Genomic DNA, 14,486 nt, shown 5'->3' with positions numbered 1-14,486 from the left:
CCCCCCCCCCCCCCCCCCCCCCCCCCCCCCCCCCCCCCCCCCCCCCCCCCCCCCCCCCCCCCCCCCCCCCCCCCCCCCCCCCCCCCCCCCCCCCCCCCCCCCCCCCCCCCCCCCCCCCCCCCCCGCCGCTGGGGGTGGACCTCGTCGTGCGTGACCGTCACCTCGCGGTCGACCAGGAAGCGGTCGTCCGCCCGCCGCGGGCTGCGAGCGGGGGCTTCAGAGGGTGAAGACGATCTTCCCGTTGGTGCGGCCCTCCAGCATCCGCGCGAAGCCCTCCCGGGCCTCCGCCAGCGGCAGCTCCACGTCGATCTGCGGGCGGATGCCGGTGACGGCGCACATCTGGATCAGCGCCTCGAGCTCGGACTTCGTCCCCATCGTGGAGCCGATGACCGAGAGCTGGGTGAAGAAGACCCGGTTGAGCTCGGCGCCGGGGTTGAAGCCCGTGGTCGCGCCCGAGGTGACCAGGACGCCGCCGGGCTTCAGCGACTTGATGCTGTGGCTCCAGGTGGCCTCGCCGACGGTCTCCATGACGCCGTCGACCCGCTCGGGCAGCCGGGCGCCGCTCTCGAACGCCTGCTCGGCGCCCAGCGCCAGGGCTGCGGCCCGCTTCTCCTCGCTGCGGCCCGTCACCCACATGCGGTAGCCGGCGGCGCGGCCGAGCACGATGAGCGCCGTCGCCACGCCGCCGCTGGCGCCCTGCACGAGCACCGTCTGCCCCGGCCGGAGCCCGGACTTCACGAACAGCATCCGGTAGGCGGTCAGCCACGCGGTGGGGAGGCAGGCGGCCTCGGCGAAGGAGAGCTCGGCCGGCTTCGGGAGGAGGTTGCGCCGGGGGACGGCGACCCGCTCGGCCATCGACCCCTGGTGCACCTCCGACAGCAGCGACCGCTTCGGGTCCAGCGTCTCGTCGCCCATCCAGTCGGGGGTGGAGATGACGCCGTGGACGACGACCTCGTTGCCCTCCTCGTCGATGCCGGCGGCGTCGGTGCCGAGGATCATCGGCATCCGCTCGGCGGGCAGGCCGATGCCCTGCAGGCTGAACAGGTCGTGGTGGTTCAACGACACCGCCTTGACCTGGATCGTCGTCCAGCCCTCGGGCACCTCGGGCTCGGGGCGCTCCCCGATCTCCAGCACGGAGAGCGGGTCCTTCGGGGCGGGCGTGGAGACGAAGGCAGCGAGCATGACCGCGAACCTAGCCGAGCACGTCTGCCGGTGTCCTCCGGGCCGGGTCCTCCGCGGTCAGCGGAGACGGCCGGGAGGGATCACAGTCGATTCGCGGGCCAGGTGACCGGAGTTGGCCTCCAGGTCGGCCGACAGGCCACCGGACACCGACACCGCCGCAGCGACCTCGGCCTCCCGGACGACATAGCGGCCGACGGCGCCGTCGAACAGCGGCTGCGCATCCGGGACACCCACACCGGTCCAGGTCACGTCGACGGTCAGCGTGCCCTGCAGCGTGGCGGGCACCAGCCCCTGACCACCGCCCGTCGCCTCCGAGCAGGTGTAGCCGACCGTCCCCGCGACGCGGGCCGACTCCAGGCGGACGACGTCGGCGACCGCCGGCTGCCCGTCCACGGTGCATTCCCACTCCTCGAGGAAGAGGTCCGCGGTCACCGTGGTCCCGGCGGCCGAGCTCTCCCCGACGGTCAGGTCGACCAGGAGGCCGCGGGCCGGGTCCACGAAGACAGCGTTGGCCCGCCAGGTGGGGTCGCCCACCCCGCCACTCGGACCGGCGGCGCCGGCCGCTCCTGCTCCGCCCCACACCGCTGCGGCCGTCAGTCCCGCCGCGAGCGCTGCCCGTGCCGCCGTCCGCACCACCACGTCGTCCTCCCCGCCGGTCCGCCCGCCGGGCGCGCTCGCGCCCGACCTGGCGGGACCGTGGCACGACACCGGGGGCCGGGCGAGCAGATCTCGCGCGGTGCCGTGTCCCTGCTCGGCGTGCCGCCGGGGACACGCCGCCGCGGGCGCGTCAGCGGATGACGACGACGTGCTGCCCCCGGGGCACGAACTCGCCGATCACCGGGGAACCGACGATCTCCCCGCCCAGCAGCAGCCCGCCCGAGGTCTGCGCGTCGGCCAGCAGGAGCGCCTCGTCCTCGGAGACCGCGGAGAGGTCGGCGTGCGGGCGCACCCAGTCGAGGTTGCGGCGCGTGCCCCCGGAGACGAAGCCGGCGGCCAGCGCCTCCCGGGCGCCGGTGAGGTACGGGACAGCCGCGGCGTCGACGACGGCGGTGACCCCGCTGGCCCGCGCCATCTTGTAGAGGTGGCCGAGCAGCCCGAAGCCGGTCACGTCGGTGCCCGCGCGGATGCCGGCCGCGACGGCGGCCCGCCCGGCCTCGCGGTTGAGGGCCGTCATCGAGGCGACCGCCTCCTCCGACACCTCGCCGGTGGCCTTCATGCGGCTGTTGAGCACCCCCACCCCCAGCGGCTTGGTGAGGGTGAGCGGCGTGCCGGCGACCGCACCGGCGTTCGTGATGAGCCGGTCGACGTCGACCACGCCGGTGACCGCCATGCCGTACTTGGGCTCGGGATCGTCGATGGAGTGCCCGCCGCCGACGTGGCAGCCGGCCTCCTGCGCCACCTCGAGGCCGCCGCGCAGCACCTCGGCGGCGAGCTCCGCGGGGAGCACGTCACGCGGCCACCCGAGCAGGTTGACGGCGACGACCGGGGTGCCACCCATGGCGTAGACGTCGGAGAGCGCGTTCGCCGCGGCGATCCGGCCGAAGGTGTACGCGTCGTCGACGACGGGGGTGAAGAAGTCGGTGGTGAGCACCAGCCCCTGCCCGCCGGCGATGCGGACCACCGCCGCGTCGTCGCCGTCATCGAGGCCCACGATCAGCTCGGCCGCCGGGTCGACCGGCCCCTGCGCGGTCAGCCCGGCGACGACCGCCTCGAGCTCGCCGGGCGGGATCTTGCAGGCACACCCCCCGCCGTGGGCGTACTGGGTGAGCCGGATGCGCGCGGGTGCGGTGGTCACGCGCCCGAATCTAGGCCCGGCCGCCGGGGAGCACCCGGAGCCGGGGTGGCGCGGCCGGCGGCGGGGTGCGCGGCAGCCTGTGCCCGGCCGGGTGCCCGGCCGAGGGCGGCGCACCGACGCCGGACAGGTCCCGCCGGGGCGCGGGCTCACCGGTGAGCTCGACGCCGCCGATGCGGTCCTCCCGGAACCAGCGGAGCTCCTGGCGCTCCCGGCACCAGGCCAGCAGGAACTCGTGGGCGCCGGTGCGGACGAGCAGCTGCGGTTCCACGGCCCGCTCCGACCAGGCGCCCTCGCGGTCGCGGTAGTCGAGCACCAGGACGCGCCGCTCGGCGAGCCCGCGCTCCACGCGCCGCCGCACCTCGGCGCCCCGCGCGACGTCGGCCGCCAGCCAGCGGCTGCTCGCCAGCAGCCGTGCGCGCTGCGCGGGATCGGGCTCCAGCGCCGTGAGCACCTTCTCCAGCGCCGTCTGCCCGGCTTCGGCGTAGGGGCCCTCGGGCCGGGCGGCGAGCGCGGCGGCGACGGCGGCGGCCTCATCGGGCGTGAGGGTGACCGGCGGCAGCGTGGCGGGCGTGCGGGGCTCGGTGCGGTTCACGCCGCGGATGCTGGCACGGACCTCCGACAGTTCCACCACGTAGGCTGCCCGGCGGAGGCGTCAGGGTGTCTGGTGGCCCCCGCGGCCTCTAAAGCCGACGTGGCCGAGCATCTCGGCCAGGCGGGTTCGATTCCCGTCCGCCTCCGCCAGCTCCCGCCCCGCACCTACGCTGCGGGGCGATGACGACCGACCCGCGCCGCCAGGTGCCCCGCACCGACACGCTGCTCGCCGACCCGCGCCTCGCCGGCGCCGGCGAGCGGCTGGGGCGGGTCCTGGTGAAGAGCGCCGTGCAGCGCGTCCAGCAGCGGATCCGGGCCGGCGAGGTCGCGCCCGGTGCCGCCGTCGACGCCGTCCTGGCCGAACTCCCGCCCACGGCCGGCAGCCTGCGCCCGGTGCTCAACGCCACCGGCGTGGTCGTGCACACCAACCTCGGCCGCGCGCCCCTGTCGGAGGCGGCGGTCGACGCGGTCGTCGCCGCGAGCGGCACCACCGACGTCGAGCTCGACCTGCGCACCGGCCGCCGCGGCCCGCGGGGGGAGGCGGCCCTCGCCGCGCTGCTGGAGGCGGTCCCGGCCGCCGAGGCGGCGCTGGTGGTCAACAACTGCGCCGCCGCGCTGGCGCTGGTCGCCACGGCGCTCGGCCAGGGCCGGGAGCTGGTGCTGGCCCGCGGCGAGCTGGTCGAGATCGGCGACGGGTTCCGCATCCCCGACCTCCTGGAGAGCACGGGGGCCCGCCTGCGCGAGGTGGGCACCACCAACCGCGTCGCCCTGGCCGACTACCGCGGGGCGCTCGGCCCGGACACCGGCGCGGTGCTCAAGGTGCACCCGTCGAACTTCGTCGTGCGCGGCTTCACCCGGTCGGTGCAGGTCGGGGAGCTGGCGGCGGCGCTGCAGGGCACCGGGGTGCCGCTCGTCGCGGACGTCGGCTCAGGCCTCCTGCTGCCCCATCCGGCGCTGCCCGACGAGCCCGATCTGCAGACGACGCTCGCCGCCGGTGCCGACCTCGCGCTCGCCAGCGGCGACAAGCTGCTCGGCGGCCCCCAGGCCGGGCTGGTGCTCGGCCGCGCGGAGCTCGTGCAGCGCCTCCGCCGCCACCCCCTCTACCGGGCGCTCCGCGTGGACAAGACGACGCTGGCCGCCCTCGAGGCGACGCTGCGCGGCCCGCTGCCGCCGGTGCGGCAGATGCTCGCCGCCGACGTCGACGGGCTCCGGGAGCGGGCGCGCGCGCTGGCGGCCCGCCTGGAGGCCGGCGGCGTGGAGGCTGTCGCCGTGGATGCCGACTCGCGGGTCGGCGGGGGAGGGGCGCCCGAGCACCCGCTGCCCGGCGCCGCCGTGGCGCTGGCCGAGCGCTTCGCCGAGCCGCTGCGGCTGGGGGCGACCCCGGTCGTCGGCTACGTCGAGGACGGTCGCACCCTGCTCAACCTGCGCAGCGTCCCGCCGTCGGCCGACGGCGCCCTCGCCGACGCCGTGCTGGAGGTGGCCCGCCGGTGGACGTGATCGCGACGGCCGGCCACGTCGACCACGGCAAGTCGGCGCTGGTCCGGGCGCTCACCGGCATGGAGCCCGACCGCTGGGCCGAGGAGCGCCGCCGCGGGCTGACCATCGACCTGGGCTTCGCCTGGACCACGCTGCCCTCGGGCCGCCGGCTCGCGGTCGTCGACGTCCCCGGCCACGAGCGGTTCGTCGGCAACATGCTCGCCGGCGTCGGCTCGGTGCCGGCCGCGCTCGTCGTCGTGGCCGCCGACGACGGCTGGTCGGCGCAGACCGCCGAGCACGTCGCCGTCCTCGACGCGCTCGGGGTGCGGCACGCCCTGCTCGCCGTCACCAAGGCCGACCTCGCCGATCCGGCGCCCGTCCTCGCCGACGTGCGCGAACGGCTCGCCGGGACGTCGATGGGCGAGGTGCCCGGCGTGGCGGTCAGCTCGGTCACCGGTCGGGGGCTCCCGGAGCTGACGACGGCGCTGGAGGCACTGCTCGCCGGCCTCCCCGCCCCGGACCCCGGCGCGCCGGTCCGTCTCTGGATCGACCGCGCCTTCACCATCAAGGGCGCCGGCACCGTGGTCACCGGCACGCTCGCCGCCGGCACCGTCGCGTCCGGCGACCGGCTCCTCCTGGGTGATCGCGAGGTGGCCGTCCGCGGGGTGCAGTCCCTGGGCGAGCCGGTCGAGCGCGCCGCGGCCACCGCCCGGGTGGCGCTCAACCTCCGCGGGGTCGCCGTCGAGGACCTCTCGCGCGGCGACGCGCTGCTCACGCCCGGGGCCTTCCGGCTCACCGACGTCGTCGACGCGACCCTGGACACCGCCCCCGACGAGCGGCTGCCGGCCGAGCCGGTGGTGCACGTCGGCTCGGCGACGGTCGGCGCGCGGCTCCGCCCGCTGGACGGCGCCGCCGTGCGGCTGCGCCTGGCCTCGCCCCTGCCGCTGCGGGTCGGCGACCGGCTGCTCCTGCGCGACCCCGGCGCCCGGCGGGTGCTGGGCGCGGAGGTGCGGGACGTCGACCCGCCGGAGCTCCGCCGCCGGGGCGCCGCGCGCCAGCGGGCCGCCGAGCTCGTCGCCCAGCCCGACGGGGCGGACGGCGCCTCCGCCGACCTGGCCCGCCGCCGGATCGTCCGCGCCGCCGACTTCGCCGCGATGGGCTGGCCGGTGCCGGCCGGCGCCACGCGGTACGGACCCTGGCTGCTGGCCGCCGGGCTCGCCGACGAGCTCGCCGCGCGGCTGCCCGAGGTCGTCGCGCGCTACCGGCGCCTGCGGCCGCTCGAGCCCGGGCCGCCGTCGGAGGTGGTGCGCCGGGCGCTGGAGCTGCCCGACGCCGAGCTGGTCCCCGCGCTGGTGCGCGAGCCGCTGGTGCTGCGCGAGGGGCGGGTCGTCGACAGCGCGGCGGAGCTGCCCCCCGAGGTGCAGCGGGCGGTCGACGCCGTCCGGGCCCGGCTGGCCGCCGATCCCTTCGCCGCCCCCGAGGCCCCCGACCTGGTGGCCGCCGGGCTGGGCAGCCGCGAGCTCGCCGCCGCCGTGCGGAGCGGGCAGCTCGTACGCGTCGGGGAGGGGGTCTACCTGGCGCCCGGCGTCGAGGCGGTGGCCCGGGAGCGGCTCGCTGCGGTGCCGCAGCCGTTCAGCCTCAGCCAGGCCCGGCAGGCCTGGGGCACCAGCCGCCGGGTCGCCGTCCCGCTCATGGAGTGGCTGGACACCCGGCAGGTCACCGTGCGGCTGCCCGACAACACCCGCCGCCTCCGGTAGCCACCCCGTGGCCGCGCCGCCGGCTCAGCGGTAGGGGTCGGTCACCTCGCGCAGCGCCGTGAGCGCCTCGCGCAGCTGCCGCCACCGGCGTTCTCCCAGGTGCGCGCGCCACTCGGACTCCGCCTCCGCGACGACGGATCCGGCGACCGCCTGCGCCTCCGTGCCGCGCTCGGCGAGGCGGACCAGCCGGGCGCGGGCGTCGGACGGGTCGGGCGTCCGGCGGACGTAGCCGGTCCGCTCCAGCTGGTCGACCAGGTGCCCGGCCGTCTGCTTGGTCACCTGCGCCGCCTCCGCCAGCTGGGTGAGCCGGGTGCCGGAGGGTCCGATCCGCTGCATGACCCGCGCCTGCGCGAGGGTGAAGTCGTCGAACCCTGCCCGTGCCAGCGCCTCGAGGACCCGGTTCTCCAGCGCGCGGTAGGGGATGAAGAGCAGCACCCCGAGCGCGAGCTCGTCCTCGGGCGGAACCGGTCCGGCGGCCATCGGCACCCTCCTTGACGGAAGTCAGATGATCGAACTATCTTGGTTCGAGGATCTTACTAGTACGTGGGAGCCCGCCATGCGACCGCAACCGATCCGGACCATGGACGTCGACGCCGTCTGGGCGGCGACCGACCGCCAGCGACTCCACCTCGCCGACCTGCTGGGGGGCCTGGCCGACGCGGAGTGGGAGCACCCGTCGCTCTGCGCGGGCTGGCGGGTGCGCGACGTCGCCGCCCACCTCGCACTCGCCCAGACAGGGCCGGTCCGGGCGACCGTCGACCTCATCCGCGCCGGCGGGAACCTGCAGCGGATGATCCACGACACCGCCGTCCGCGAGGCCGCGCTGCCGCGGGAGCAGCTGGTCGCCCGGATCCGGGGCATGGCCGGCTCGCGGCGGAAGGCCCCCGGGATCAGCCACGTCGAGCCACTGCTCGACGTCCTCGTGCACGGGCAGGACATCGCCCTGCCGCTGGGGTACCACCGGCCCGTGCCCGTCGACGCCGCCGTGACCGCGGCGACCCGGGTCTGGGACCTGCCGTGGCCGACGTCCACCACCTTCCACGCCCGACGACGGCTGTCCGGCCGGCGGCTGGTGGCGACCGACGCGGACTGGGCGGTGGGACAGGGGCAGGTGGTCGAGGGGCCGATCGAGGCGCTGCTGCTCCTGCTGACCGGACGCACGGCCGCGGTCCGGGACCGGCTGGCCGGTCCGGGGCTCGTCGGGCTCCGGTAGGACCCCGCGGGCCGTGCCGCTCTGCCCACCCGGGGTGGGCAGAGGGCTAGGGACCCGGGGTCGGGTCGTCCGCGGCGGGCACCCAGCGGGCGGGACGCTTCTCGCGGAACGCGGCGATCCCCTCCTGGCCCTCCTCGCCGGCGAAGAACCGCGCCGAGAGGTCGAGCAGGGGCTCGAAGGAGAGCTCCGGCTGGCGCGACCGCAGCAGCCGCTTGGTCTCGGCCAGGGCGGCGGGTGCGCCCGCCGCCAGGGCGGTGAGCTGCCCCGAGAGCACGGCGTCCACCTCGCCGTCGCCCGCGACCAGGTCGACCAGCCCGCCGGCGGCGGCCGTCGCGGCGTCGAAGACCTCGCCGCTGAGCATCAGCCGGTGGGCGACGTGGGTGGTCATCCGGGGGAGGACGACGGCCGAGATGACCGCCGGCACCAGGCCCAGGCGCACCTCGGAGAACGCGAAGGTGGCCGACGACGCCGCGACGACGACGTCGCAGGCGGCCAGCAGGCCGACCCCGCCGGCGCGCGCCGGTCCGCGCACCACCGCCACGACCGGCTTGGGCGAGGACCACAGCAGCTGCAGCAACTCCGGGAACTCGCGCACCCCCTGGTCCTCCGACGAGCCGCCGGCCGCCTCGGAGAGGTCCATCCCCGAGCAGAACACCCGGCCGGAGTGGTCGAGCACGACCACCCGCACCGCGTCGTCGGCCAGGGCGTCGGTCAGCGCCTCGCGCAGCTGTGCGCGCATGGCTCGCGACAGCGCGTTGCGGTTGGCCGGGGAGTCCAGCGTCAGGGTGGCGACGCCGCGCGAGAGGGACACCTGGAGCACTCGGTCGGAGGTCACGTCCGGCATCCTGCCGCCCCCGCGGGCCGGCGCGGCACACTGGGAGCAGATGAACACCGTCCTGCCGTTGCTGAACGACGCCGCCCCGCCGCCGGGCGCACCCGGCCCCGACCGGCTCCCCGGCAGCGCCCTCGAGGGGCTGACCTCCACCCCGTTCGGCCTCTACGTGCACGTGCCGTTCTGCGCCACCCGCTGCGGTTACTGCGACTTCAACACCTACACCTCCGAGGAACTGGGCCCCGGCGCGAACCGGAGCGAGTACGCCGGCACCGCGATCGCCGAGCTGCGCCGCGCCGTCGACAGCCTCGGCCCCGACCTGCCCTCGGTCTCGACCGTGTTCGTCGGCGGCGGCACCCCCACCCTGTTGCCCGCCGACGACCTGGTGGCGGTGCTGGCCGCGGTCCGCGAGCTGTTCCCCGTCACCGACGACGTCGAGGTCACCACCGAGGCCAACCCGGAGACGGTGTCGCCCGCGTCGCTGACCCGGCTGCGGGAGGGCGGCTTCACCCGGGTCAGCCTGGGCATGCAGTCGGCCGCGCCGCACGTGCTCGCCGCGCTCGACCGGCGGCACACGCCCGGCCGCGCCGTCGAGGCGGCGCACGAGGCACGGGCCGCGGGGTTCGAGCACGTCAACCTCGACCTCATCTACGGCACGCCGGGGGAGACCGACGCGGACTGGGCGGCCTCCCTCGAGGCCGTGCTCGCCTCGCCGGTCGACCACGTCAGCGCCTACGCCCTCATCGTCGAGGAGGGGACGAAGCTCGCCCGCCGGGTCCGGCGCGGGGAGCTGCCCATGCCCGACGACGACGTGCTCGCCGACCGCTACGAACAGGCCGACGCGACCCTGCGCGGGGCCGGCTTCGAGTGGTACGAGGTGTCGAACTGGGCGACCTCCGCGGCGGCCCGCTGCCGGCACAACGAGCTGTACTGGGCCAACGCCAACTGGTGGGGTGTCGGCCCGGGCGCGCACAGCCACGTCGGCGGCGTGCGCTGGTGGAACGTCAAGCACCCCGCCGCCTACGCCGAGCGCCTGGCCCGCGGGGAGAGCCCGGCGCAGGACGCCGAGGTGCTCGACGACGCCGACCGGGCGCTGGAGGCGGTGATGCTGGGCCTGCGGCTGCGCGACGGTCTGCCGCTGACCGCGCTCACCGCCACCGGTCGGGCCCGTGCCGCCGCGGCCGTCGCGGGCGGGCTGCTGGAGCCCGGCGCCCACGCCGCGGGCCGCGCCGTCCTCACCGACCGGGGCCGCCTGCTCGCCGACGCGGTGGTCCGCGACCTCACCGATTGAGGACCCCGTCCTCCTCGTCCCTCGCAAGCTCGGGACGAGCCTCGGGACGGCGCCGGGCCAGCTTCACTCGAAAGAGCGGGGTTGCCGGGCGCGGCAGCGGTTATGGTGCCCGTTCCGGCAACGAGGCCGGGGTGCACGGAGGGGGTCGTCGGTGATCGCACCAGCAGCGCGCCCGTCCGCCACCCCGCCGTTCGCCCTGTCCGGCGGCGCACGCCTCGCGCTCGCCATGAACCGCCGCGCCCGCGGCCTCCGCGGCCTCGACGTGCTCCGCCGCAGCCAGGACCGGGCCCCGCCGCGTCGCTCCTGACCCCGCCGGGGTCCCACGCCCGTCCGACGCGCCACCGACCGGTGACCGCGTCATCCCGCGTTCGCCCGAAGGAGATCCGCATGTCCGCCAGCCTCGACAGCTCGACCGCCGCCTCGGCCGACCGCTTCCGCCGCCTGCTGGAGGAGCAGCGCGCCGACGCCGTGCGGCAGCGCGAGGAGGCGCTCGCCGAGTGCGCCACCTCCGTGCCCGACCCCGTCGCCCAGCGCCGCAGCGCCGACCTGCAGCGCACCATCGCGGAGATCGACGCCGCCCTCGCCCGCATCGACGACGGCAGCTACGGCCGCTGCACCGGCTGCGGCACCGCCATCCCGGAGGAGCGGCTGGAGCTCCGCCCGTTCGCCCGCACCTGCGTCGCCTGCACCCCGCCGGCCTGAGCGCCGTCGCCGGCCGCACCTGACGGATGTCAGGTGCGGCCGGCGACGTCCGGCACTACCCGCGCCCCCGGCTGCCGGGGCACGCTCGCCGCATGCCTTCCGCACCCGCTCTCGAGATCCGCGGGCTGACCGTCCGCTACGGCGACGCGGTCGCCGTGGAGGACCTCGACCTCACCATCCCGCGCGGCCAGACCGTCGCCCTGCTCGGCCCGAACGGCGCCGGCAAGTCGACGACGGTGAACGCCGTCCTCGGGCTGATCACCCCGGCCGCGGGGGAGCTGCGCGTGCTCGGCCGAGACCCGCGCGCCGCGGTCCGCGCCGGCAGCGTCGGCGCGATGCTGCAGCACGGCGGCCTGCCCAGCGAGGCGCGGGTCGGCGAGGTGCTCCACCTGGTGCGACGGAGCTTCCCGACCGCCTGGCCGCTGGAGGACCTGGTGGTCACCGCCGGCATCGACGGCCTGCTGGACCGGCCCGTGGAGGCGCTCTCCGGCGGCCAACGCCAGCGCGTGCTGCTGGCCCTCGCCCTCGCCGGGGCCCCACCGCTGCTCCTCCTGGACGAGCCGACCTCGGCCATGGACGTCGAGGCCCGCCGCGCCTTCTGGACGACGATGCGCGGCCTGGCCGGGCGCGGCCACACCGTCGTCTTCGCCACCCACCACCTGGACGAGGCCGACGCGGTCGCCGACCGGGTGGTCGTGGTGGCCGGGGGACGGGTGATCGCCGACGGGACCGCCGCCGAGATCAAGACCGGCGTCGGCGGGCGCACCGTATCCTTCACCGCCGCGCCCGGCCGCCGGTTCGGCGCGGTTCCGGGGATCACCGCGGTGACGTGGCAGGGCAGCACCGTCCGGCTGGCCACCACCGACGCCGACGCCACCCTGCGCGCCCTGCTCGCCGACGGCGGCCTGCCCGACCTCGAGGTCCGCGGCGCCTCCCTCGAGGACGCCGTCCTCTCCCTGCTCCCCGCCCGCCCGTCCAGCCCGATCGGAGCCACCCGGTGAGCCCGCTGTTCGCCTTCCAGCTGCGCCGCGTGGCGCGCAACAAGCAGTTCGTCTTCTTCACCGTGCTGCTGCCGGCGCTCTTCACGATCTTCCTCACGAAGATCATCGGCGGGCAGATGCCGGGCGTGGCCGAGCGTCAGGAGGTCTCGGCGTCGATCATGGTCTCGATGATGGCGTACGGGGCCATCGGCGCCTCCCTGGGCGCGACCATCCGCATCTCCTTCGACCGCGCCTCGGGCTGGCTGCGCCAGCTCCGGGTCACCCCCGTGCCGCAGACGCAGGTCTTCGCCGTCGACGTCGTCGTCGGTGTGCTGCTGGCCCTGCCGAGCCTGCTGGTCGTCGCGCTGGTCGGCCGCTTCGTCAACGGGGTGCAGTTGCCGGCCGGCACCTGGCTGGCGCTGCTGGCGGTCCTGTGGGCCGGGTCGGCGGCGTTCGTCGCCCTGGGGCTGCTGGTCGGGCTCTCGCTGGACGAGAAGGCCGCGGGCGGAGCGATCGGCATCCTGGGCGTGGTGCTCGCGGCGCTCGGCGGGCTGTGGTGGCCGGTGGCGATGCTGCCCGAGGCGATGCGGGGCCTGGCCTACACGCTGCCGTCGTACTGGTACGCCGAGCTGGGGCGCGGCGTGGTCGCGGGGGCGTGGCCGGCGGCGGGCGCGGTGCTGGCCATGGCCGGCTTCACGGCCGCCTTCGGGCTCATCGCGGTCACCGTCGCCCGCAAGCGGCCGCTGCACGCGGTCGCGGGCTGAGCCCGGTTACCGTGCGGCCCGTGGACCCCCGGAACCGCTGGCAGCGCCTGGGCTGGGCCGTGCCCTGGCTGCTGTTCCAGGTCTTCCCGATCGCCGACCTGGTCACCACGCCCCGCCCGCTGCTCGCGCAGGTGGTGGCGGGTGCGGCCCTCGTCGCCTTCACCGTCGTCTACCTCGGCATCTTCGGGCGGGTCTTCGGAAGCAGCAACGACTGGCCCCGCGTGCAGATCGCGGTGGTCGCCGTCCTCGGGGTCGGGCTCGCCGTCTGGCTGGGCCCGGCGTGGGCCGGGCTGATGATCTACGTCTCGGCCGCGGTCTCGGTGGCGCTGCCCGAGCGGTGGGTCTGGCCGGCGGTCGTGGGCGCGGCCGCGGTCTGCGCCGCCGTGCTGGCCGCGCACGGCGTCCTCGGCGACGTCTTCGTCCTGCCGGTGATCTGCCTGCTCACCGCGTTCGCGCTGCGGGGCATGCGGCAGCTGATGTCGGTCAACGCCGAGCTCGTCGAGGCGCGGGAGGAGCTGGCCCGCAACGCCGTCACCGAGGAGCGGCTGCGCTTCGCCCGCGACCTGCACGACCTGCTCGGGCACAGCCTGTCGCTGATCGCGCTCAAGAGCGAGCTGGCCGGCCGGCTGGTCGAGCGGGACCCGGTGCGCGCCCGGCAGGAGATGGCCGACGTCGAGGCGGCCGCCCGCCGGGCCCTCGCCGAGGTGCGCGACGCGGTGAGCGGCTACCGCCAGGTGAGCCTCGCGCAGGCGCTCGCCGAGGCGCGGTCGGCGCTGTCGGCGGCCGGCATCGCGCTGCGGGCGCCGGCGCCGGGGCCGCCGCTGCCCGGACCGGTCGACGCGGTGCTCGGCTGGGTGGTGCGCGAGGCCACCACCAACGTGCTCCGGCACAGCGGCGCGCGGTCGGTCACGGTGACCCTCCGGACCCGGGACGAGGACGTCGAGCTGACCGTCGCCGACGACGGCCGCGGCGGCGACGCCCCGGCCGGGGCCGGGCTGTGCGGCCTCGCCGAGCGCGTCGCCGCGGTCGGCGGCCGGCTGGAGCACGGACCGGGGGAGGGGTCGGGCTTCCGGCTCAGCGCGTCGGTCCCGCTGAGCAGCCCGGTCGCGGCCTCCCCGGTGGCGGCGTCGTGATCCGGGTGCTCATCGCCGAGGACCAGACGATGGTCCGCGGGGCGCTGCGGGCGTTGCTCGAGCTGGAGGAGGACATCGAGGTGGTGGCCGAGGTGGGCCGGGGCGACGCCGTCGCCGCGGCCGCCGTCGAGCACCGTCCCGACGTCGCCCTGCTCGACATCGAGATGCCCGGCGCCGACGGGCTGGCCGCCGCACGGGAGCTGGCCACGGCGTTGCCGGCGTGCCGCGCGGTCATCCTCACGACGTTCGGGCGGCCGGGGTTCCTGCGCCGCGCGATGGAGGTCGGCGCCGCCGGGTTCCTGGTGAAGGACGCGCCCGTCAGCGAGCTGGCCCAGGGGATCCGGGCGGTGATGGCCGGCGAGCGGGTCATCGACCGCGATCTGGCCGCCGCCGCCCTCGCCATCGGGGCGACGCCGCTGTCCACGCGGGAGGCCGACGTGCTGCGCGCCGCCGCCGACGGCGCGACCGTCGCCGACATCGCCGGCCGGCTGTTCCTGTCCGAGGGGACGGTGCGCAACTACCTGTCCTCGGCGATCGGCAAGACCGGCGCCCGCACCCGGGTCGAGGCAGCCCGGGTCGCGGAGGAGAAGGGCTGGCTGTAGGAGAACTGCCTCGCCCCGACGACTGACGGCCGAGCGCCCGTACGTCGTCCCGGGTCGAGCCGGGGGCGGCCGGGGGGGGGGGGGGGGGGGGGGGGGGGGGGGGGGGGGGGGGGGGGGGGGGGGGGGGGGGGGGGGGGGGGGGGGGGGGGGGGGGGGGGGGGGGGGGGG

At 77.1% G+C, this 14,486-nt stretch carries 16 protein-coding genes and 1 tRNA gene; 11 read left to right on the top strand and 6 right to left on the bottom strand.

What is annotated here, in order from left to right:
- Positions 1-216: 216 nt before the first annotated feature.
- From ACI794_RS20355 to ACI794_RS20340, 4 genes are all read right to left on the bottom strand, one after another.
- Positions 217-1,182 carry a zinc-binding dehydrogenase gene (locus ACI794_RS20355; protein WP_456581663.1) on the bottom strand — a complete coding sequence of 322 codons (966 nt, stop codon included), beginning with the start codon at positions 1,180-1,182 and terminating at the stop codon, positions 217-219.
- Between the two features lie 57 nt (positions 1,183-1,239).
- Positions 1,240-1,716 (bottom strand): hypothetical protein, encoded by a 477-nt coding sequence (locus ACI794_RS20350; protein WP_456617234.1) that lies wholly within the window; start codon positions 1,714-1,716, stop codon positions 1,240-1,242.
- 253 nt (positions 1,717-1,969) lie between these two features.
- A complete protein-coding gene (selD, locus tag ACI794_RS20345; RefSeq protein WP_456617233.1) occupies positions 1,970-2,977 on the bottom strand; it encodes a selenide, water dikinase SelD in 1,008 nt (335 codons plus the stop codon).
- Between the two features lie 10 nt (positions 2,978-2,987).
- Positions 2,988-3,569, bottom strand: coding sequence for a helix-turn-helix transcriptional regulator (locus ACI794_RS20340; RefSeq protein ID WP_456617232.1), 582 nt, complete (start codon positions 3,567-3,569; stop codon positions 2,988-2,990).
- Positions 3,570-3,622: 53 nt separating this feature from the next.
- Here ACI794_RS20340 and ACI794_RS20335 point away from each other — a divergent pair.
- The 3 genes from ACI794_RS20335 (at position 3,623) to selB (ending at position 6,801) form a co-directional block, all read left to right on the top strand.
- Positions 3,623-3,718, top strand: a tRNA-OTHER gene (locus ACI794_RS20335).
- A gap of 30 nt (positions 3,719-3,748) precedes the next feature.
- Positions 3,749-5,065, top strand: a complete 1,317-nt coding sequence (gene selA, locus ACI794_RS20330) for an L-seryl-tRNA(Sec) selenium transferase (protein ID WP_456617231.1) — start codon at positions 3,749-3,751, stop codon at positions 5,063-5,065.
- Complete coding sequence (gene selB, locus ACI794_RS20325; RefSeq protein ID WP_456604232.1) at positions 5,056-6,801, top strand: selenocysteine-specific translation elongation factor; 1,746 nt, start codon at positions 5,056-5,058, stop codon at positions 6,799-6,801. Before selA ends, selB begins: the two co-directional genes overlap by 10 nt.
- Positions 6,802-6,825: 24 nt before the next feature.
- Here the strand turns inward: selB and ACI794_RS20320 are convergent, their stop codons facing one another.
- Positions 6,826-7,281 (bottom strand): MarR family winged helix-turn-helix transcriptional regulator, encoded by a 456-nt coding sequence (locus ACI794_RS20320; RefSeq protein WP_456581658.1) that lies wholly within the window; start codon positions 7,279-7,281, stop codon positions 6,826-6,828.
- A gap of 76 nt (positions 7,282-7,357) precedes the next feature.
- On the opposite strand from ACI794_RS20320, the gene ACI794_RS20315 reads away from it, so the two are divergent.
- On the top strand, positions 7,358-8,014 hold the full coding sequence (locus tag ACI794_RS20315) for a maleylpyruvate isomerase family mycothiol-dependent enzyme (RefSeq protein ID WP_456617230.1): 657 nt from the start codon (positions 7,358-7,360) through the stop codon (positions 8,012-8,014).
- 46 nt (positions 8,015-8,060) lie between these two features.
- Here the strand turns inward: ACI794_RS20315 and ACI794_RS20310 are convergent, their stop codons facing one another.
- Positions 8,061-8,849 carry an enoyl-CoA hydratase-related protein gene (locus ACI794_RS20310; protein ID WP_456581656.1) on the bottom strand — a complete coding sequence of 263 codons (789 nt, stop codon included), beginning with the start codon at positions 8,847-8,849 and terminating at the stop codon, positions 8,061-8,063.
- A gap of 49 nt (positions 8,850-8,898) precedes the next feature.
- Between ACI794_RS20310 and hemW the strand changes: the two genes are divergently transcribed.
- From hemW to ACI794_RS20275, 7 genes are all read left to right on the top strand, one after another.
- Positions 8,899-10,137, top strand: coding sequence for a radical SAM family heme chaperone HemW (hemW, locus tag ACI794_RS20305; RefSeq protein WP_456604229.1), 1,239 nt, complete (start codon positions 8,899-8,901; stop codon positions 10,135-10,137).
- A 151-nt stretch (positions 10,138-10,288) separates the two neighbouring features.
- Positions 10,289-10,444, top strand: a complete 156-nt coding sequence (locus ACI794_RS20300; RefSeq protein ID WP_456581654.1) for a hypothetical protein — start codon at positions 10,289-10,291, stop codon at positions 10,442-10,444.
- Between the two features lie 80 nt (positions 10,445-10,524).
- Entirely contained in the window at positions 10,525-10,839 is a 315-nt protein-coding gene (locus ACI794_RS20295) for a TraR/DksA family transcriptional regulator (protein ID WP_456581653.1), read from the top strand.
- 92 nt (positions 10,840-10,931) lie between these two features.
- Positions 10,932-11,840, top strand: a complete 909-nt coding sequence (locus ACI794_RS20290; RefSeq protein WP_456617229.1) for an ATP-binding cassette domain-containing protein — start codon at positions 10,932-10,934, stop codon at positions 11,838-11,840.
- Entirely contained in the window at positions 11,837-12,583 is a 747-nt protein-coding gene (locus ACI794_RS20285) for an ABC transporter permease (RefSeq protein ID WP_456617228.1), read from the top strand. The genes ACI794_RS20290 and ACI794_RS20285 overlap by 4 nt, the downstream gene beginning before the upstream one ends.
- A 20-nt stretch (positions 12,584-12,603) precedes the next feature.
- Positions 12,604-13,716 (top strand): sensor histidine kinase, encoded by a 1,113-nt coding sequence (locus ACI794_RS20280; protein WP_456617227.1) that lies wholly within the window; start codon positions 12,604-12,606, stop codon positions 13,714-13,716.
- Positions 13,713-14,318 (top strand): response regulator, encoded by a 606-nt coding sequence (locus tag ACI794_RS20275; RefSeq protein WP_456581649.1) that lies wholly within the window; start codon positions 13,713-13,715, stop codon positions 14,316-14,318. Before ACI794_RS20280 ends, ACI794_RS20275 begins: the two co-directional genes overlap by 4 nt.
- Positions 14,319-14,486: the final 168 nt, after the last annotated feature.

The organism is Blastococcus sp. SYSU DS0541 (assembly GCF_054050875.1).
The sequence above is the reverse complement of the archived record's forward strand: the minus strand, read 5'-3'. Positions and strand labels throughout refer to the sequence as shown.

Excerpts from the sequence above, each read along its gene's own strand:
- hemW (WP_456604229.1), top strand. The coding sequence starts at position 8,899 with ATGAACACCGTCCTGCCGTTGCTGAACGACGCCGCCCCGCCGCCGGGC.
- selA (WP_456617231.1), top strand. The coding sequence starts at position 3,749 with ATGACGACCGACCCGCGCCGCCAGGTGCCCCGCACCGACACGCTGCTC.
- ACI794_RS20320 (WP_456581658.1), bottom strand. The coding sequence starts at position 7,281 with ATGGCCGCCGGACCGGTTCCGCCCGAGGACGAGCTCGCGCTCGGGGTG.
- ACI794_RS20355 (WP_456581663.1), bottom strand. The coding sequence starts at position 1,182 with ATGCTCGCTGCCTTCGTCTCCACGCCCGCCCCGAAGGACCCGCTCTCC.
- ACI794_RS20315 (WP_456617230.1), top strand. The coding sequence starts at position 7,358 with ATGCGACCGCAACCGATCCGGACCATGGACGTCGACGCCGTCTGGGCG.
- ACI794_RS20290 (WP_456617229.1), top strand. The coding sequence starts at position 10,932 with ATGCCTTCCGCACCCGCTCTCGAGATCCGCGGGCTGACCGTCCGCTAC.
- ACI794_RS20295 (WP_456581653.1), top strand. The coding sequence starts at position 10,525 with ATGTCCGCCAGCCTCGACAGCTCGACCGCCGCCTCGGCCGACCGCTTC.